Raw genomic sequence first — 17,699 nt, forward strand, 5'->3', positions numbered from 1 at the left:
CACCTGAGGGGGCCTCATATGACCGACGACCGGATCGAGTTGGCCGACGCCGTCGCGGCCGTACGCGACGAACTGATCACCGCCGCCGGACGCGCGACCGGGCAGGACGTGACCTTCGAGGTCGGGGACATCGAGCTGGAGTTCGCCGTCGAACTCCGCAAGGAGGCCAGGGGCGGGCTCAAGGTCAAGGCGTGGGTCGTGGACGCCGGTGCCGACGCCGGCGTGGGCACCAGCCGCACCCACCGGGTCGCGGTCACCCTCCGCGCCCTCGACGCCCGCACCGGGCGCCCCTGGAAGGTGCGCAACGACGACCACGGGAGCACCGCGGGGTTCGGCGCGCACCGGCCGGGCGGACGGCACGACGGAAGCGGCGACGGAGCCGACGGGACCGGCGGCGGGGCGCGGTGACCATGGGCTCCGGCGAGTCCGCGCTCGACCGGGTCGTCGTGGTCCAGGGCGCCGGCCAGGGCAGCGGCGTACTCCTCGACGGGTATGTCGTGCTGACCGCCGCACATGTCGTGGAGGGCCGGGACGCCGTACAGGTGCTCCACCCCGCCTACGCCGACCCCGTGCCCTGCCGGGTGGCGTGGGCGTCCGCGGACCTCGACGTCGCCCTGCTGGCCGCCGACCGCGCGGTGATCGGCGCCGAACGCGCCGCCCCGCTCGGCGCGATCCGGTACGGCAGGATCGCCACCACGTCCCCCGTCCCGCACTGCCAGATCGTCGGCTTCCCCGAGAACCAGCGGTACGGCGCCCACGGCGACGAACTGGAGTACGACCAGTACACCGTGAGCCTGCTGCCGATGGCCGGGCGTGTCCGGGACCTGCTGGTCTGCCAGCTCGACCAGTCCGCCGCCGCCGAGCCGGGCCCCGCGCGGGACCGGTCCCCGCTGGCCGGACTGTCCGGTGCCCCCGTCCTCGCCGGAGCGGTGCTGCTCGGCGTGGTCACGCAGGTGCCCCGGGACCGTCATCACCTCCGGATCGAGGCGGTGCCGGTCGAGGCCGCGATGCGGGCGGCCCAGGACGAGTTCGGCTGGCCCGCCCGCGCCTTCGAGGACATCACCGAGGTCCATCCCGACGACGAACGGTTCGAGGCCCGCTACGCCGCCGATCTGAAGGCCCAGTACCGCAGGACCGAGATCTTCGGCATCGAGGAGCTGGGCCGCGCCGAGTCGCGCTGGGACCTCGACACCGCCTACCACAGCCTCGAAGCCGCCGAACCGGGCCCAGGGGCCTCGCGGGGCCGGGTCGAGACCCTGCTCGCCGACCGCCCCCGCACCCTGCTGCGCGGCGAGGCGGGCGCCGGGAAGACCACCCTCGTGTGGTGGCTCGCCGCGCACGCCGCGACCGGCACCCTGGACCGGCGGCTGCGCGAACTCAACCACCTCGTCCCCTTCGTCGTCCCGCTGCGCAAGGTCCACGCGCGCGGGAGCGGCTTCCCGTCCCTCGCCGAACTGCCCTCCACAGGACGGGCCCTGACCGAGGAACCGCCCCGGGGATGGGTCCGGCGCGTCCTGGAGGCCGGGCGGGGCCTGCTGCTGGTGGACGGCCTGGACGAGGTCCCCGAGCGGGAGCGCGCGGAGGCCCACTGGTGGCTGTCCGCCCTCCTGGAGCGCTACCCCGGCACCCGCTGCCTGGCCACGGTCCGCCCCAACGCCGTCCCCAAGCACTGGCTCGCCGCCGAACGGTTCACCGAACTGACCCTGCTCCCCATGAACGACGACGACATCGAGACGTTCGTACGGGCCTGGCACGCCGCAGCGCGCCTCGAATGCGACCGCTACGCCCCGGCGGGCACCGAGGACGACGAGCGGGCCCTGCTGACCGCCCTGGAGGAGTCGCTGATCCATCAGCTCCGGGAGAACGACGCCCTGCACACCCTCGCCCGTACGCCGCTCCTGGGCGCCGTGATCTGCGCCCTGCACCGGCGCCGGGGCGGACTGCTGCCCACCACCCGCTGGTCGCTGTACCGCGCCGCCCTCGCGATGCTCCTCGGCGGCCGTGACGCGGGCCGCGGGGTCGGCCGGCTCGACCCGGCCCTCGGCCCCGACGAACAGCACGCCCTGCTCCAGCGGATCGCCATCTGGCTGGTCCGCACCGGGCGGCAGCAGATGACCCGCGACCAGGCGGCCCGCCAACTCGACCTGGCGCTGCGCGACATGCCGCAGATCCGCGCCCAGGCGACCACGGACCAGGTCCTCCAGTTCCTGCTCGACCGCAGCGGGCTGCTCCAGGAGCGGGGCGACGACGACGTCCAGTTCATCCACCGGACGTTCCAGGACTTCCTGGCGGCCAAGGAGTTCCAGGAGAGCGGGTACGTGCTGGAGCTGCTGACGCACGCACGTGATCCCGCCTGGCAGGACGTGGTCGTGATGGGCGCCGGACACGCCACGCGCAAGGACGCCGAGCATCTGATCGCGAGACTGATCGAGTTCGGGGACGGCGCCGGGAACGGGCGGGCCGCGCGGACCCACCTCCACCTGCTGGCGGCGCGCTGCGCGATCGGTCTGCTCGCCCTGGACGCCGGTCTGATGGCCGAGGTGCGCGCCCGGGTCAGGGCGCTGCTGCCGCCCAAGACGGTGGGCCGGGCCGCCGCCCTCGCGGAACTGGGGGACTGGGTGGTGGACCTGGTCCCCGGCCCGGACGGGCTGGACGACGGCGCCGCCGAGCGCGTCGTCGCCCTGCTGACCCGCGTCCGCAGCCCCGCGGCGCGGAACGCGCTCAGAGCCTGGACCACGCATCCGTCCGACGAGGTGGCCGCGCGCATCGTCCTGGGCTGGGACCGGCAGCCGGTCGCCGAGTACGCGCGCGAGGTGCTCTCCGGCATGCACGCGGGCGAGGTGCATGTGAACACGTCCGAACAGCTCGCGCAGGTGGCCTGTCTGGCCTCGATCAGAACGCTCGTGGTGCGCGGCGGACACCCGGCGCCCGACCTCGCCGCCCGGCTCCCGGCCTCCGGCGTCCACATCATGATGCTCGCCGGGAACGACCGGATCACCGACCTGGAGTTCCTCACGGACCGGACCGGGCTCGCCGAACTGCTGGTACGGGACTGCCCCGGCCTGCGGGACCTCTCGGCCCTCGCCCGACTGGGGCTTGAGACCCTCGGGGTCGGCACCGGGATGACACCGGAGGGCTGGCGGACCCTGGCCGCGCTGCTCGGACCGCCGCCCGTCCTGCGCCTGTTCGACGGGTCACTCACCGACCTCGTCCCCGCCGACCCGCTGCCGAACGTCCGGGGCCTGGACCTGGTGGACGTCCGGCACGACGTCGATCTGCGCCTCATATGCCGGGCCTTCCCCGCCGTCCGGGAGATCCGGGTGGGATGGGGACGGGAGGTACGCACCCAGGTGATCGATCTGACCCCGCTGCACACCCGGGCGGAGGTGAGCGTGACGATCCCGGAGATCCTCTACGACCAGATCGGCTTTGTCGGTGAACGGGACATGGGTGATCGTCTGGTGATCGAACGATCAGTGGTGTCTGGTTCGCGTGAACGGTGATCTTGGGTGAGCGAGGCGAGCGGGGCGGGCAGGGTGACGGCTCGGCGGTCGGGGTGATCGGTGGTGGTTCTGGCGCCCACCAAGGCGCCCACCCAGGCGCCTGCTGAGGCGCCCGCCAAGGCGCCCGCTAAGGACCCCCGCCAAGGCGCCCGTTAACGGCCCCCACCAAGGCGCCTGCTGAGGCGCCCCCCAAGGCCCCCGCCCAGAAGCGTCACCCCTCCCCACCCATCCCCCGCTCCGCCGCCCCCAACGCCCCCACCACATCCACGCTCAACCCCTGCTCGGCCATCGCCACGCCCAGCCCCGCCAGACACGCCCGGACCACCCCGGGTGTCGCGGCGGTGCCGTAGTGGTTGACGCGGATCATCTCCTTCGCCAGGGCGCCGCCGCCCGCCGCCAGGGGGAGCGACGGGTCCGCGGCCAGTGCGCGGGCGACCAGCCCGGACGCCGGCACCCCGGCGGGCGCCCGCAGCGTCGTGGCCACCGGCGCCGCGTCCCGCGCCTCGTGGACGTACGGCTCCAGGCCCCCGCCCAGTGCCCGCGCTCCCGCGCGGGTCCCGGCCGCCGCCGCCCGGTGCCGGGCCATGACCGCGTCCAGACCCTCCGCCTCGATCCGCTCCACGCACGCTTCCAGCGCGAGCATCTCCAACTGGGCGGGCGCGTGCAGCAGCGCCGTACGGCCACCGTCGATCCAGCGCTCCTTCCAGTCCAGCAGGGACAGGTAGGAGCGGCGCGGCGCGCGCGGGTTGGCCGCCATGCGCGCCCATGCGCGTTCGCTCACCGACACGGCCGACACGCCGGCGGGACCGCCCATCGCCTTCTGGGCGCCGATCACACACAGGTCGACGCCCCAGGCGTCCGGCAGCACCGGCTCGGCGCCCACCGAGGCGACCGCGTCCAGATAGAACAGGGCGCCATGGGCCCGGACGACCTCACCGATCGCGGCGACCGGGTTGGTGTTGCCGGTCGCCGCCTCCGCGTGGACCAGGGAGACGAAGTCGATCTCCGGGTGCTCGGCCAGCGCCTCCGCGATCTGCTCGGCCGTGACCGCCGTGTGGAACGGCACCGCCAGGTCGTGCACGGTCGCCCCGCAGTCGCGCAGCCAGTCCCCGAAGGTCTGGCCGTAGGGACCCGTGATCACGTTCAGCGCGGTCGTGGCGGGGGTCGCCGTCGCCCGGATCGCGCCCTCCAGCGGCAGCAGCGCCTCGCCCTGGGTGATCACCACGTCCTGGCGGGTGCCGAGCAGCCGGGCCACCCGGTCCTCGATGTCGGCGAAACGCCCGGCGCTCAGCGGGGGGAGGTCGAGGAAGGGGTGGGTCGCGGTCACGGAGGCACTCTTTCAGTAACGTGCAGTTATGTGCAGTGGCGTTCAGTAATAGTCGGTGGTGATCGGTCGCGATCGGTCACCGTGATCGGTCACCAGGCGAGGCGTCGTCCGCGCGGACGACGCCTCCGAGGGTAGCCGCCGCCCTCCCCGCCGCACCCCTGAGGACCCGGCTCACCAGCACGGTTGACTAGGCTGCGCGGACATGAGCGACGCGCTGCATGTGAAGGGCCGCATCCTGGTCGGACCGGACGACGTCCGCGACGAACTGTGGGTCCTGGACGGCCGTATCTCCTTCGACCGCCCCGCCACCGCCCGCGAGCTGCGCACCGTCGAGGGCTGGGTGCTGCCCGGCCTCGTCGACGCCCACTGCCATGTCGGTCTCGACCGGCACGGCCCGGTGCCCGACGACGTCTCCGAGAAGCAGGCCCTCACCGACCGCGAGATCGGCGCGCTGCTGCTGCGGGACGCCGGATCGCCCTCCGACACCCGCTGGATCGACGACCGCGACGACCTCCCGAGGATCATCCGGGCCGGCCGGCACATCGCCCGCACCCGCCGCTACATCCGCAACTACGCCTGGGAGATCGAACCCGAGGACCTCGTCGCGTACGTCGCCCAGGAGGCCCGGCGCGGCGACGGCTGGGTCAAGCTGGTCGGCGACTGGATCGACCGCGAGGCGGGCGACCTGACCCCCTGCTGGCCGCGCGAGGCGGTGGCCCCGGCGATCGCGGAGGCGCACCGGCTCGGCGCCCGGGTCACCGCCCACTGCTTCGCCGAGGATTCGCTGCGCGATCTGGTCGAGGCCGGTATCGACTGCGTAGAGCACGCCACCGGACTGACCGGCGACCTGATCCCGCTGTTCGCCGACCGTGGCGTCGCGATCGTCCCGACCCTGGTCAACATCGCCACCTTCCCGCGCCTCGCCGACGGCGGCGAGCGCAAGTTCCCGCGCTGGTCGGCCCATATGCGCAGGCTCCACGAGCGCCGCTACGACACCGTCCACGACGCCTACGCCGCCGGAGTCCCGGTGTTCGTGGGCACCGACGCGGGCGGCACGCTGCCGCACGGACTGGCCGCCGCCGAGATCGCCGAGCTGGTCACGGCGGGGCTCCCGGCGGTGGACGCCATCGCGGCGGGCACCTGGGCGGCCCGCTCCTGGCTCGGCCGCCCCGGTCTGGACGAGGGCGCCCCCGCCGACCTGGTGGTCTACGACCAGGACCCGCGCACCGACGTACGGGTCATGAGCGACCCGCGCCGGGTCGTGCTGCGCGGCCGGGTCGTCTCCTGACCGTCCGGTACACGGGTCCTAGGGCCCCGTTCGCCGTGGGCTGCGGGTTTCACGGGCGGCCCCGCACGCCGCGAGCCGCTGGTTTCGCGGCCCGTACGCCGAACGCGGTGGCCGCGTTCTGGACTTGACGGAGCGTGACGAGCCGGGGCTCCAGTCGTTGGGCATCCTCCGCGCGGGCCCGGCTTCCGCCCCGCCGCCTCGAATGAAATCTGATGGTCCGGTGAATTCGTGGAACACCGGTGCCGGAGGAATCGAAAACGTGCCCGGAAACCCCACGTCCGGGTGAAGTGACCCAGGATCGCCGCCCGTTCACTCTCAGTGCGTAATTCTTACGGGGTCCCAAGCAGGTCTCTTCTGGGGGTCCCACACCTTGAACGGCACCACCTTCCGCATGCCCGCACACCGGTTCGCGTCCGTCCGCAGACTCGCGGTCGTCGCCTCCGCCACCGTCCTGGCCGCCGGTCCCGCGGCCCTCGCCGGAGCGGGCACCGCACACGCCACCGAGGAGGGCCGCGCCGACGCGGTCGTCCTGCGCACCGGGCTCGATGTGAGCCTGCTCAACAAGACCGTGAACGTCCCGCTCTCGGTCAGCCTCAACGAGGTCAAGGCGCCGCAGAGCGCCGAGGAGACCACGCTCAGCGTCCAGCTCGACGGCGTCGACGGCGGCAAGCCGTTCAGCGTGCTGAGCGCCGAGGTCGCCGAGGCCAAGGCGACCGTGGCGGACGGCACCGCCGAGGGCAGCACCCGGCTCGCCCACGCCAAACTGCATCTGCCCGGACTGCCGCTGCTCTCCCTCATCGAGGTCGAGCAGGTCACCGCCAAGGCCACCTGTGTGGCGGGCGAGAAGCCGGTCGCCGAGTCCAATGTGCTCGGCTCGGTCACCGTCCTCGGCAAGAAGGTCACGCTCAGCGCGGGCGGCACCACCGAGGTCACCGTGCCGGGCGTCGGCGACGTACGGCTCGACCTGTCCCAGCGCGAGACCACGTCGAAGACGGCCGCCGCGACCGCCCTCGAACTCAGCGTCTCCGTCAACCCGCTGAAGCTGAACGTCGCCGAGGTCAACGGTGTCGTGACGCTGGCCAAGGCGACCTGCGAGTCCCCGGCGGCGCCCGCCGTCACCGAGCCGTCGCCGCCCGCCGAGTCCGAGAAGCCCACCGAGGTCGAGCCCCAGGGCGGCAAGGCCACCGAGGCGAACCTCGCCGAGACCGGCGGCAACTCCATGACCCCGTACATCGCGGGCGGCGCGGTCGCCCTGCTCGCGGCGGGCGGCGGCGCGGTGTTCCTGGCACGGAGGCGCGGCGGACAGCCGCACGCGTAGCCGGGCGCGCAGCGGAGCGCGCAGCCGGGCGGGCAGCAGATCCCGTAGCCGGGCGCGCAGCAGAGCGCAGTGCCGAGCGGGCAGCCGCCGACTCGGGGAGAGGGCGCATAGGGGGCCCGTACGAAAGCCGCCCCCTATGCGCTCCGCTCGTCCCCCTCACCCCCGGCGGCCCCCTCACCTCCGGCGTCCCCCGCGTCCCCCTCACGCCGCCCCACCGCCACCCCCAGCGCCCCCAGAAACGCATCCGTCGTGTCCCGGTCCCGTACCGCCACCCGGATCCAGTCCTCGCCCAGCCCAGGGAACGTGTCCCCGCGCCGCACCGCGAAGCCCAGCCCGCGCAGCCGGTGACGGACGGCGGACGCGCCCGGCAGCCGGACGAGGACGAAGGACCCCGCCGCCGGTCCCGTCACCCGCAGACCGGGCACCGCCGACAGTCCCGCCACCAGATGGGCCCGGTCGGCGGCCAGACGCCGCGCCGCGCGGTCCGCCTCCGCCAGCGCACGGGGTGTCACGCACGCCTCCGCCGCCGCCAGCGCGGGCGAGGACACCGGCCACAGCGGCTGGACCCGCTCCAGCGCGGCCACGGTCTCCGGCGCGCCCAGCACGTACCCGACGCGCAGTCCGGCGAGTCCCCATGTCTTGGTCAGGCTGCGCAGCACCACCAGACCGGGCACATCGGTCCGCCCGGCCAGCGACTCCCGTTCGCCGGGCACCGCGTCCATGAACGCCTCGTCCACCACCAGGGTCCGCCCCGGCCGGGCGAGCGCCGCCACGGCCGCCGCCGGATGCAGCACCGACGTCGGATTCGTCGGATTGCCCAGCACCACCAGATCGGCGTCCTCAGGCACGGCCCCCGGGTCCAGCCGGAAGCCGTCCCCGGCCCGCAGCAGCACCCGGTCCACGGTGTGCCCGGCGTGCCGCAGCGCCGCCTCCGGTTCGGTGAACTGCGGATGCACCACCACCGGACGGGCCACCTTCGCGGCCCGCGCCAGCAGCACGAACGCCTCCGCCGCCCCCGCCGTCAGCAGCACCCGCTCCGCCGTGAGCCCGTGCCGGGCCGCCACCGCCGTCCGCGCCCGCCGCCCGTCCGGGTAGGCCGCGAGCCCCTCCAGCGACCCCGCGATCACCTCCCGCAGCCACCCGGGAGGAGTGCCCGCGCGGACGTTCACGGCGAGATCGACCAGCGCCGCCCCGTCGTCCCGGACCTCGGCGTCCCCGTGATGCCCGAGACCGGGCGGCTCAACCGACATGGGAGGGGGCGGCGGAGTGCCCATGCCCATGACCGTGCCCATGCCCGGGACCGTGATGGTGCCCGTCGTCGTCCGGATGGAAGTGCGGCTGCTGCGGCGCCCCCACCTTCTCCTCGAACCCCGGCAGCGCGATCCGGTACACACATGTGTCGCAGTTCATCCGCACGTCCCCGCGCACGGCCTCCGCGTACCGCTCCATCACCAGGTCCAGCAGTTCCGGCTCGGGGCCGATCACATCCGCCGAGCGCACCTCCACCGCCGGGTGCGCGGCGGCCCACCCCTCGGTCTGCTGCCGTACCCGCGTCGGCAGCACCCCCGTGAACAGGAAGTACGGCAGCACGACGATCCGCCGCGCGCCCAGCCGTACGCACCGGTCAAGTCCGCTCGGCACGTCCGGCGCGGCCAGCGACACGAACGCCGTCTCCACCCCGGCGTAGCCGCGCCCCTCCCAGAGCAGCCGGGCCGCCTTGTACACCTCGGAGTTGGCGTCCGGATCGGTCGAACCCCGCCCGACCAGCAGCACGGTCACCTCGGACCGGTCGCCGGGGGAGCGGCCCGCCACGCCCAGCGCCTCGTCCAGCCGCCGCTCCAGCACCGCGAGCAGCGACGGATGCGGGCCGAGCGGACGGCCGTAGGCGTACGAGATCCCGGGGTGCCGCTCCTTCTCCCGGGCCAGCGCCGCCGGTATGTCGCCCTTGGCGTGCCCGGCGGACACCAGCATCAGCGGTACGGCGGCGAACCGGCGCACCCCGCGCTCCACCAGCTCCGCCACCGCCTCGCCCAGCGGCGGCGGGGACAGCTCGATGAAGCCGCCCGCGACGGGCAGTCCGGGACGGCGGCGGCCCAGCTCCCGGACGAACGCGCGGAACGCCTCGGCCCCGGCGGCGTCACGGGTGCCATGACCGGCGATCAGCAGGGCGGGCGGCGGGGCGGACGGCAGGGCGGTCATGGTGTCTCCTCCACGGCGGACGGCACGGCGGACGGTACGGCGAACGGCACAGCGGACGGTACGGCGGACAGCGGGTGGTACAGCAGGGCGTTGAGCGCGGCGGCGGCCACCGCCGACCCGCCCTTCTCGGACACGTTGCTCACGGCGGGCAGCCCGCTCGCGCGGAGCGCCGCCTTGGACTCGGCCGCCCCCACGAACCCGACGGGCAGCCCGATCACCAGCGCGGGAGCGGCGTCCAGGGTGAGCAGCTCCTCCAGGGCGGTCGGCGCGCAGCCGATCACCCAGATCGCGCCGGGCCCGACCTGCTCATGGGCGAGCCGCACGGCGTGTGCGGTACGGGTCAGCCCCGGCCCGGACGACGCGTCCCGCAACCGGCACACCGTCTCCCGCCCGGTGATCCCGGCCGCGACCATCTGCACATCGGTCACCACGGGCGCCCCCTCGTGCAGCGCGATGTGCGCGGGCACCAGATCGGCTTCGGCGAGCACCAGATCGTCGGCGTAGGCGAGGTCGGCGGAGGAGTGGATCACCCGCTCCACCACGGCCCGGGTCAACGGCGGCAGCCCCGAGGTGTCCAGCCGGGCGCGCAGCCGCCGGAACGACTCCCGCTCGATCGGATGCACGATCCGCTCCGGCGGACGCGCGCTCCGGCCCTCCCGCTCCGGCCCGTCAGCCGTCCCCATGGGCCCCGCCTCCGGGCCGTCAGTCGTCCCTATGGGCCCCGCCTCCGGGCCGTGAGCCGTCCCTATTGGTCCCGCCTCCGGGCCGTGAGCCGTCCCTATTGGTCCCGCCTCCGGGCCGTGAGCCGTCCCTATTGGTCCCGCCTCCGGGCCGTCAGTCGTCCCCATGGGCCCCGCTCCCGTCCCCGTCCCGCTCCCGCTCCGCCTGCCACCGGTACCCCCGGGGCGTCACCATCCGCCCCGCGACCTCCCGGCTCGCCGTGTTGCCGACCACGACGACCGTCATCATGTCGACCGTCGCCGGGTCCAGCGCCGCCAGCGTCGTCAGCCGTACCGACTCGTCCGGCCGGGAGGCGTTCCGTACGACCCCGACCGGTGTGGTCGCCGCCCGGTGCTCCGCGAGCGTCCCGAGCGCCTTCGGCAACTGCCAGTCCCGGCCCCGGCTGCGCGGGTTGTAGAACGTCACCACCAGATCCGCCTCCGCCGCCGCCCGTACCCGCCGCTCGATCACCTCCCACGGCGTGTGCAGATCGGACAGGCTGATCGCCACATGGTCGTGCCCCAGCGGCGCCCCCAGCAGCGCCCCCGCCGCCAGCGCGGCGGTCACCCCGGGCACGCCGACGACGTCGATGTCGTCCCCCGCCTCCGCGAGCGCCGGGGACGCCATCGCGTACACCCCGGCGTCCCCGCTCCCGATCAGCGCCACCGCGTGCCCCCGCCGGGCCTCCTCGACGGCGGTCCGCGCCCGTTCCTCCTCGGCCCCGAGCCCCGACTCCCGCACCCGGGTGCCCGGCCGCAGCAGGTCCCGGATCTGCGCCACGTACTGGTCGAGTCCGACGACCACCGAGGCGCGCCGCAGCTCGGCCGTGGCACGCGGGGTGAGCAGGTCACGCGCGCCCGGCCCGAGCCCGACCACCGCGAGCCGCCCCCGGCCGGGCCGCCGTACCACCGCGCAGGTCGCCCGCGCCGACTTCCGCTTCGGCACGACCAGTTCACCGCCCCCGGCCAGCGCCGCGGCCTCGGCCACGGAGGGCGTGCCCACGGCGGCCAGCGGCGCGGCGGACGGGTTCGGTACGTCGATCTCCGCCAGCCGGGCGGCCGGGAAGGCGACCAGCGGCACCCCGAACCGCGCCGCCGCCGCCACGATCCCCGGCTCCGCCGCCTTGGCGTCCACGGTGGCGAACCCGCCGACACTGCGGGCCGAGAGCCCGGCCTCGCGCAGGGCGTCCCCGACGAGCCCCACGACCTCCTCGACCGGGGCGCCACGCGAGGCGCCGACCCCGACCACGAGCGTGGGCGGACGCAGCACGGCCTCACCGGCGGCCGGTTCCACCAGCCGGTCACTGACCCGCAGGACGTACGACCCCGAAGTACCCTCCGCCACGGCCACCGGCAGCGCGGGCAGCGGCCACGCCGTCTCCGCGCGCAGCGCCACCGGGTCGCCGTCCAGCAGCGCCCGGGACACCGCCGCCACGTCCCCCTCGACCGGCATCCCGAGCGTGTCCAGGCCGGCCATCCCCACGGAGTCCGTCGCCGTGGTCACCACCGGACGGGCGCCCAGGACGTCCGCGACCGCCACGGCCAGCGCGTTCGCGCCGCCGCCGTGCCCGCCGACCAGGGCGACGGCGAACCGCCCGCCCTCGTCCACGCACACCACTCCCGGGTCGGACCCCTTGTCCGCGAGCAGCGGCGCGATCAGCCGCACCACCGCGCCGGTCGCCAGGAAGCACACCACCCGCTCGCACTCGGCGAACGCCGCCCGTACCGCGTCCGCGACGGGACCGCCGTACACGCGGGTGCGGTCCGGCCATGCCCCGGCCAGCCGGTCGCGTGCCAGCGCCCCCGCCGCCGTGGCGGAAATCAGCCCGATCACCGGTCGTCTCCCTCACTCTCGAAACCCACAGAGCCCACAGAGTCCTCAGAGTGCTGGGCGCCCCCTGAGGTGTCGGACTCCTGTCCTGCCGGGCGGCGTTCGCCCCACAGCAGGAACACCGGATTGGTCGCCGCAAGCCGGGTCACATCCCCCGGCAGCGGCGCCAGCCGCGACGCCTGGAGCAGCACTCCGTCGCAGGCCAGCCCGGCCCCGTTCAGCGCCGCCCGCACACGCGGTACGCGGTCCAGCGCGGCCAGCGCGACCACCACCGTCCGCCGGGCGCGGGCCGCGCACACGGCGACGATCGCGGGCAGTTCCCGTCCGCCGCCGCCGACGAACACGGCGTCGGGATCGTCCACGCCGGACGCCCCGGAGAGCCCGTCCAGCACCGCGGGCGCGACCCCCCGCACCACCCGTACCCCGCCCCCCACCCCGTGTGCCGCCGCGTTGCCGCGCACCCGTGCCGCCGCCTCCGGGTCCTTCTCCACCGCGACCACGGCCGCCCCCAGCCGCGCGCACTCCACGGCCACCGACCCGGAGCCGGACCCGATGTCCCACACCAGGTCGCCCAGGCGCGGCCCGAGCCGGGCGAGCGCCAGCGCCCGCACCTCGGACTTGGTGATCATCGAGTCCCGGTACGTGAACTGCTCCTCGGCCAGCGCCCATCCACCGGCCCCGGGCGGAAGCCCCGCCCCGCCGCCCGCGACGGTCCCTGGTCCCGCCGGGAGCCCCGCTCCGCCGTGCGCGTGCCCCGCTCCGCCGCCCGCCACGGTCCCCCGGCCCGCCAGGAGCCCCGTCCCGCCCCCCGCGACGGTCCCCCGGCCCGCCGGGAGCCCCGTCCCGCCCCCGGCGTGCCCCGCCCCGCCCCCCGCCACCGTCCCCCCGCCCGGCGCGATCACCCGCCCCGCGTCCAGGCACAGCACCACGCTCACCGCACCGCCCCAGTCCCGCCCGGCGGCCTCCGCCGGGGTCACCCGCTCGACCCGCTCACCCGCCGGGTCGCCCAGCGCCGACGCCACCACCAGCACCCGCCCGTCGCCCCAGCCCGCCAGCGCGGCCCCCAGCTCCGCGGGACCCGCCCCCGGCCCGGTCAGCACCGCCACCTTCGGCCGGGCCCGGCACACCTGCACGGCCGTCCGCAGGTCCCGCCCGTGCGCGCTCACCACCACGGCGTCGTCCCAGGCGAGCCCCGCCCGCGCGAACGCCACCGCGACCGACGACACGCCCGGGAGCACCCGCAGCCGCTCCGGCCCGAACCGCTCGGCGAGCACCCGGACGACCCCGAAGAACCCGGGATCGCCCGAGGCCAGCACCAGCACCGGCCGCCCGTCCGCCACGTACTCCGCGATCCGGTCCAGCGCGGGCGCCAGCGGCCCGAGCACGATCCGCTCGACGCCCTCGGGCAGCCGTACGCCGTCCAGATGGCGCCGCCCGCCCACCACCAGCTCCGCCGCGCCGAGCGCCTCGGCCAGACCGGGAACATGTGCACCCGTTCCCGTCCCCACGACCGTGATCATGTGGTCGCCCCGCGCTCCCGCAGCGCCCGCCGGGCCTCGGGGTCGGCCCTGCGGTGGCCGTGGAAATGACCGGGGTGGTAGAGGTGCGAGCGGGTGCCGTGCGCGGCGAGCGCCGGGCCGACCAGGAACAGCGTGTGCTTCCAGAGCCGGTGCTCCTTGACGGTCTCCTCCAGCGTGCCGACCGTGCACCGCACGACCAGCTCGTCCGGCCAGGTCGCCCGGTACGCCAGCACCACCGGGGTGTCCGCCGGATAGCCGCCCTCCAGCAACTCCCGCGCGAGCTGGCCGCTGCGCGCCGCCGACAGGAACAGCGCCATCGTCGTCCCGTGCCGGGCGAACTCCCGTACCTCCTCGCCGGGCGGCATCGGGGTCTTGCCGCCGCCCAGCCGGGTCAGGATCACCGACTGCGCGACCTCGGGGATCGTCAGCTCCCGCCCCGCCAGCGCGGCCACGGCCGAGAACGCGGAGACCCCGGGCACGATCTCGACGTCGATCCCGATCTCCGCGCACCGGTCGGCCTGCTCCTGTGTGCCGCCCCACAGCGCCGGATCACCGGAGTGGACCCGCGCCACCCGCAGCCCCTCCCGGCGCGCCCGCGCGTACACGGCCACGACGTCCTCCAGCGACAGTGCCGCCGAGTCGAGGATCTCCGCGCCGTCCCGGGCGTGTTCCAGCACCTCGGCCTGGACCAGGCTCGCCGCCCAGATCACCACGTCGGCCTCCGCGATCGCCCGCGCGGCCCGGAACGTCAGCAGATCGGCGGCACCGGGACCGGCCCCGACGAAGGTCACCTTCCCGGGACGCGCGGCGGCGGGCTCGTTCATGTGCGCGGATTCCTCTCGGACGGAAGTGAGCGATGTGCGGGGGAGTCGGGGTGTCCGGGGCGTCGGAACCGCGCCCTGTGCGCCCGGTCCGATAGCAAGGGCACATGGCGGTGTTCGTCGCGCTCGGCGCGTTCCTGATGACCCTGGCCGGCGGCTGGACCGCGCAACGGGTGACGGACCGCCGTCACCTGGTGCTGGGCCTGGCAGGCGGGCTGATGCTGGGCGTGGTGGGCCTCGATCTGCTGCCCGAGGCGATCGAGGCGGCGGGCCGTGAGGTGTTCGGCGTACCGGCCGCCCTGCTGCTGTTCGTCGCCGGGTTCCTCCTCGCCCATCTGGTGGAACGGCTGCTGGCCGCCGCGCACGGCGGGGACGAGCATGTCCGCACGCCCGAGGTCGGGCTCACCGCCGCCGCCGCGATGGTCGGGCACAGCGCGATGGACGGGGTGGCGATCGGCGCCGCCTTCCAGGTCGGCGAGGGCATGGGGCTGGCCGTCGCGGTCGCCGTCATCGCCCATGACTTCGCGGACGGCTTCAACACCTTCACCCTGGCGACCCTCTACGGCAACGCCCGCCGCAAGGCGGTGATCCTGCTGTTCGCGGACGCGGCGGCGCCGGTCCTCGGGGCCGCCTCCACCCTGCTGTTCACCATCCCGCACCCGGTGCTCGGCGGCTATCTCGGCCTGTTCGGCGGCGCCCTGCTCTATCTCGCCGCCGCCGAGATCCTCCCCGAGGCCCACCACGACCACCCCGCGGGCCCGACCCTGCTGTGCACGGTCGCCGGGGCGGGGTTCATCTGGCTGGTGGTGGGGCTGGCGGGGGAGTGATCCCGGGCGCCGCGACGGCCGCCGGTCGGGGAGTGATTCCGGCTGCGCCGATGCCCGGCTGGGACGCGAACCCGGCGGACCCGCCCACCCCGTTCGGCCGGTCACAGCTTCCCGCCCCGTCCACCGTCCCGCCGCGCGGGCGCGATCAGCGTCGACAGATACGGCAGCGGCGCCCCGTCCAGGTCACCCGCCGGGCGGATCGACTCGCCGTCAAGACCCAGCGCGGACCCCCACACCGCCCCCTCGATCCGCCCGCTGTCCCGCAGCGCCTCGACGACCTCTGCGGCCTGCCGCCCGAACTTGTAGGCGACCACGGTCCCCGGCCCGTTCAGCGCGTCCTTGAGCACGCCCGTCCCCGCCGTCACCGGGACCAGCGTCAGCGGCTCGGTCCCCTCGGTCAGCACGGCCCCCGACCGGGCGGCGAGATCCTGCATCGCGGTGATCCCGGGCACGCTCTCCACGACGGTCCCCGGGGCCAGCGCGGACACCGTCTGCGCGAGATAGCCGAACGTCGAGTACACGTTCGGGTCGCCGAGCGTCGCGAACGCCACACACCCGTGCTCGGTGAGCAGCGCGGCGACCCGCCGCCCGGCGGCGTCCCAGGCCGCCTCCCGCCGCGCCCGGTCGGTCCGCTCGTTCAGCGCGAACACCACCCGCACGACCCGCTCCGCGCCCACGTAGTGCAGCACGGTCGCCTCCGCCCGACCCCGCTCCCCGGTGTCCATCACCGGGACGACGACGACGGCGGCGGCGCGCAGCGCGTTCACGCCCTTCACGGTCACCAGCTCCGGGTCGCCGGGCCCGACGCCCACCCCGATCAGCCTGCTGCTCATGATGTCCGGCACCTCTCCACGAACCGACGGGCGACACCGGGCGCCGACGCCCAGTGCGTATGCAGAAAGCTGGCGTGCACCCCGCGCTCCACGAAACCCTCCCGGCGGGGCGCGGGCGTCCGCACCCCCCAGGCGGGGGCGTTCCCGGCGCCCGGCTCGACGGCGGTCCGGTGGAATTCGTGCCCCCGCATCCGGGTCCCCGCCCCGGCCAGCACGCTGTCGCTCACGGCGACGGCGTCCCGGTAGCCCAGGGTGAGCCGGTCCGTCATCCGCGCGGCGGCGTCCAGCACCCCGCACATCGCCCGCCCGTCCAGCTCCCGGCACAGGTACAGCAGCCCCGCGCACTCCGCGGCGACCGGCCCGCCCCGCTCCACCAGCCGGACGATCCCCTCCCTCAGCGCGCGATTGGCGGCCAGCTCCCCGGCGTACACCTCGGGGAACCCGCCCCCGAGGACCAGCCCCCGGGTCCCCTCGGGCAGCGCCTCGTCGCGCAGCGGATCGACCACGGCGACCTCCGCCCCGGCCGCCGTCAGCAGCTCGGCGTGCTCGGCGTAGGAGAAGCTGAACGCGGGGCCACCGGCCACGGCGATCACCGGGCGGTCCCCGGACAGCGGACCCGGGGACGGCGCCCGCACCGCCCGCGCCGCGTCCCACGCCTCCTCCGCCAGTTCCCCGGCCCCCCGCGCCAGACTCAGCAGCGCCTCCAGGTCGCACCCTTCGGCGACCCGCGCGCCCATCTCCGCGACCGCCGCCACCGCCTCGGCCCGCCGCTCCGCCACCGGCACCAGACCCAGATGCCGGGACGGCGTCCCGACCGGCGCCGCCCGCCGCAGGACCCCCAGCACCGGCGTCCCCACCGCCTCCAACGCCTCCCGCAACAGCTCCTCGTGCCGGTCCGACCCCACCTTGTTGAGGATCAGCCCCCCGATCCGCACCCCGGGGTCCCAGGACACGAACCCGTGCACCAGCGCCGCCACCGACCGCGCCTGCGCCGACGCGTCCACGACCAGCACCACCGGCGCCCGCAGCACCTTCGCCACCTGGGCGGTGGACGCCAGCTCGCCCTGTCCGGCGGCCCCGTCGAAGAGCCCCATCACCCCCTCGACCACCGCGAGGTCGCACCCCCGCGCCCCGTGCAGGAACAGCGGCGCGATCAGCTCGGGCCCGCACAGATAGGCGTCGAGATTGCGCCCGGGGCGCCCGGTGGCGAGCGCGTGATAGCCGGGGTCGATGTAGTCGGGCCCCACCTTGTGCGGGGACACGGCGAGCCCGCGCGCCGCGAACGCGGCCATCAGCCCCGTCGCGACGGTGGTCTTCCCACTGCCGGAGGCGGGCGCGGCGACGACCAGGCGGGGGACGGCGGCGTTCATGTGACGGCCTCCGGGGTGGCGTGGGCGGCGTTCATGGGATGGCTTTCGGGGGTCGTGTGGGCGGGGCTCATGACACGGCCTCCGGCATTGCGTGGGCGGCGCTCATGACACGGCCTCCGGGGTCGCGTGGGCGGCGTTCATGA

The 17,699-nt window shown here is 75.4% G+C and carries 14 protein-coding genes; 5 read left to right on the forward strand and 9 right to left on the reverse strand.

The window, feature by feature from the left end:
* The first annotated feature begins 18 nt into the window (after positions 1-18).
* Positions 19-408, forward strand: a complete 390-nt coding sequence (locus AB0D49_RS31075; RefSeq protein WP_362763752.1) for a trypco2 family protein — start codon at positions 19-21, stop codon at positions 406-408.
* Positions 409-410: 2 nt separating this feature from the next.
* Positions 411-3,503, forward strand: coding sequence for an NACHT domain-containing protein (locus tag AB0D49_RS31080; protein ID WP_362763981.1), 3,093 nt, complete (start codon positions 411-413; stop codon positions 3,501-3,503).
* Positions 3,504-3,714: 211 nt separating this feature from the next.
* Here the strand turns inward: AB0D49_RS31080 and AB0D49_RS31085 are convergent, their stop codons facing one another.
* Positions 3,715-4,830 (reverse strand): aminotransferase class V-fold PLP-dependent enzyme, encoded by a 1,116-nt coding sequence (locus AB0D49_RS31085; protein WP_362763756.1) that lies wholly within the window; start codon positions 4,828-4,830, stop codon positions 3,715-3,717.
* A 202-nt stretch (positions 4,831-5,032) separates the two neighbouring features.
* Between AB0D49_RS31085 and AB0D49_RS31090 the strand changes: the two genes are divergently transcribed.
* Together AB0D49_RS31090 and AB0D49_RS31095 are read left to right on the forward strand one after the other, a co-directional pair.
* Positions 5,033-6,118, forward strand: a complete 1,086-nt coding sequence (locus AB0D49_RS31090; RefSeq protein WP_362763759.1) for an amidohydrolase family protein — start codon at positions 5,033-5,035, stop codon at positions 6,116-6,118.
* A 391-nt stretch (positions 6,119-6,509) separates the two neighbouring features.
* Positions 6,510-7,436 carry an SCO1860 family LAETG-anchored protein gene (locus tag AB0D49_RS31095; RefSeq protein ID WP_362763762.1) on the forward strand — a complete coding sequence of 309 codons (927 nt, stop codon included), beginning with the start codon at positions 6,510-6,512 and terminating at the stop codon, positions 7,434-7,436.
* Between the two features lie 134 nt (positions 7,437-7,570).
* Here the strand turns inward: AB0D49_RS31095 and cobC are convergent, their stop codons facing one another.
* The 6 genes from cobC to cobM all read right to left on the reverse strand — a co-directional run bounded on the left by cobC (position 7,571) and on the right by cobM (position 14,529).
* Complete coding sequence (gene cobC, locus AB0D49_RS31100) at positions 7,571-8,716, reverse strand: Rv2231c family pyridoxal phosphate-dependent protein CobC (protein ID WP_362763984.1); 1,146 nt, start codon at positions 8,714-8,716, stop codon at positions 7,571-7,573.
* On the reverse strand, positions 8,676-9,635 hold the full coding sequence (locus tag AB0D49_RS31105; RefSeq protein WP_362763765.1) for a sirohydrochlorin chelatase: 960 nt from the start codon (positions 9,633-9,635) through the stop codon (positions 8,676-8,678). The genes cobC and AB0D49_RS31105 overlap by 41 nt, the downstream gene beginning before the upstream one ends.
* The gene (locus tag AB0D49_RS31110; RefSeq protein ID WP_362763767.1) at positions 9,632-10,318 is read right to left on the reverse strand and encodes a precorrin-8X methylmutase; all 687 of its coding nucleotides are present in this window, start codon (positions 10,316-10,318) and stop codon (positions 9,632-9,634) included. Before AB0D49_RS31110 ends, AB0D49_RS31105 begins: the two co-directional genes overlap by 4 nt.
* A 151-nt stretch (positions 10,319-10,469) precedes the next feature.
* Positions 10,470-12,188 carry a precorrin-3B C(17)-methyltransferase gene (gene cobJ / locus AB0D49_RS31115; RefSeq protein WP_362763770.1) on the reverse strand — a complete coding sequence of 573 codons (1,719 nt, stop codon included), beginning with the start codon at positions 12,186-12,188 and terminating at the stop codon, positions 10,470-10,472.
* Entirely contained in the window at positions 12,185-13,693 is a 1,509-nt protein-coding gene (gene cbiE / locus AB0D49_RS31120) for a precorrin-6y C5,15-methyltransferase (decarboxylating) subunit CbiE (RefSeq protein WP_362763773.1), read from the reverse strand. The genes cobJ and cbiE overlap by 4 nt, the downstream gene beginning before the upstream one ends.
* Positions 13,694-13,701: 8 nt before the next feature.
* Positions 13,702-14,529 (reverse strand): precorrin-4 C(11)-methyltransferase, encoded by an 828-nt coding sequence (cobM, locus tag AB0D49_RS31125; protein WP_362763776.1) that lies wholly within the window; start codon positions 14,527-14,529, stop codon positions 13,702-13,704.
* Positions 14,530-14,633: 104 nt separating this feature from the next.
* On the opposite strand from cobM, the gene AB0D49_RS31130 reads away from it, so the two are divergent.
* Positions 14,634-15,353: a ZIP family metal transporter gene (locus AB0D49_RS31130; protein ID WP_362763779.1), complete on the forward strand. Its 720-nt coding sequence runs from the start codon at positions 14,634-14,636 to the stop codon at positions 15,351-15,353.
* A 101-nt stretch (positions 15,354-15,454) separates the two neighbouring features.
* Here the strand turns inward: AB0D49_RS31130 and cobI are convergent, their stop codons facing one another.
* Both cobI and AB0D49_RS31140 read right to left on the reverse strand, forming a co-directional pair.
* The gene (gene cobI / locus AB0D49_RS31135) at positions 15,455-16,186 is read right to left on the reverse strand and encodes a precorrin-2 C(20)-methyltransferase (RefSeq protein ID WP_362763782.1); all 732 of its coding nucleotides are present in this window, start codon (positions 16,184-16,186) and stop codon (positions 15,455-15,457) included.
* Positions 16,183-17,556 (reverse strand): cobyrinate a,c-diamide synthase, encoded by a 1,374-nt coding sequence (locus AB0D49_RS31140; RefSeq protein ID WP_362763785.1) that lies wholly within the window; start codon positions 17,554-17,556, stop codon positions 16,183-16,185. Before AB0D49_RS31140 ends, cobI begins: the two co-directional genes overlap by 4 nt.
* Between the last annotated feature and the right edge of the window lie 143 nt (positions 17,557-17,699).

The organism is Streptomyces sp. NPDC048290, assembly GCF_040652095.1.
Lineage (GTDB): Bacteria > Actinomycetota > Actinomycetes > Streptomycetales > Streptomycetaceae > Streptomyces.

Coding starts and splice junctions, on each gene's coding strand:
- cobI (WP_362763782.1), bottom strand. CDS start 16,186: ATGAGCAGCAGGCTGATCGGGGTGGGCGTCGGGCCCGGCGACCCGGAG.
- AB0D49_RS31075 (WP_362763752.1), top strand. CDS start 19: ATGACCGACGACCGGATCGAGTTGGCCGACGCCGTCGCGGCCGTACGC.
- AB0D49_RS31130 (WP_362763779.1), top strand. CDS start 14,634: ATGGCGGTGTTCGTCGCGCTCGGCGCGTTCCTGATGACCCTGGCCGGC.
- AB0D49_RS31080 (WP_362763981.1), top strand. CDS start 411: ATGGGCTCCGGCGAGTCCGCGCTCGACCGGGTCGTCGTGGTCCAGGGC.
- AB0D49_RS31105 (WP_362763765.1), bottom strand. CDS start 9,635: ATGACCGCCCTGCCGTCCGCCCCGCCGCCCGCCCTGCTGATCGCCGGT.
- AB0D49_RS31110 (WP_362763767.1), bottom strand. CDS start 10,318: ATGGGGACGGCTGACGGGCCGGAGCGGGAGGGCCGGAGCGCGCGTCCG.
- cobM (WP_362763776.1), bottom strand. CDS start 14,529: ATGAACGAGCCCGCCGCCGCGCGTCCCGGGAAGGTGACCTTCGTCGGG.
- AB0D49_RS31095 (WP_362763762.1), top strand. CDS start 6,510: ATGCCCGCACACCGGTTCGCGTCCGTCCGCAGACTCGCGGTCGTCGCC.
- AB0D49_RS31140 (WP_362763785.1), bottom strand. CDS start 17,556: ATGAACGCCGCCGTCCCCCGCCTGGTCGTCGCCGCGCCCGCCTCCGGC.
- AB0D49_RS31090 (WP_362763759.1), top strand. CDS start 5,033: ATGAGCGACGCGCTGCATGTGAAGGGCCGCATCCTGGTCGGACCGGAC.
- cobC (WP_362763984.1), bottom strand. CDS start 8,716: ATGGGCATGGGCACTCCGCCGCCCCCTCCCATGTCGGTTGAGCCGCCC.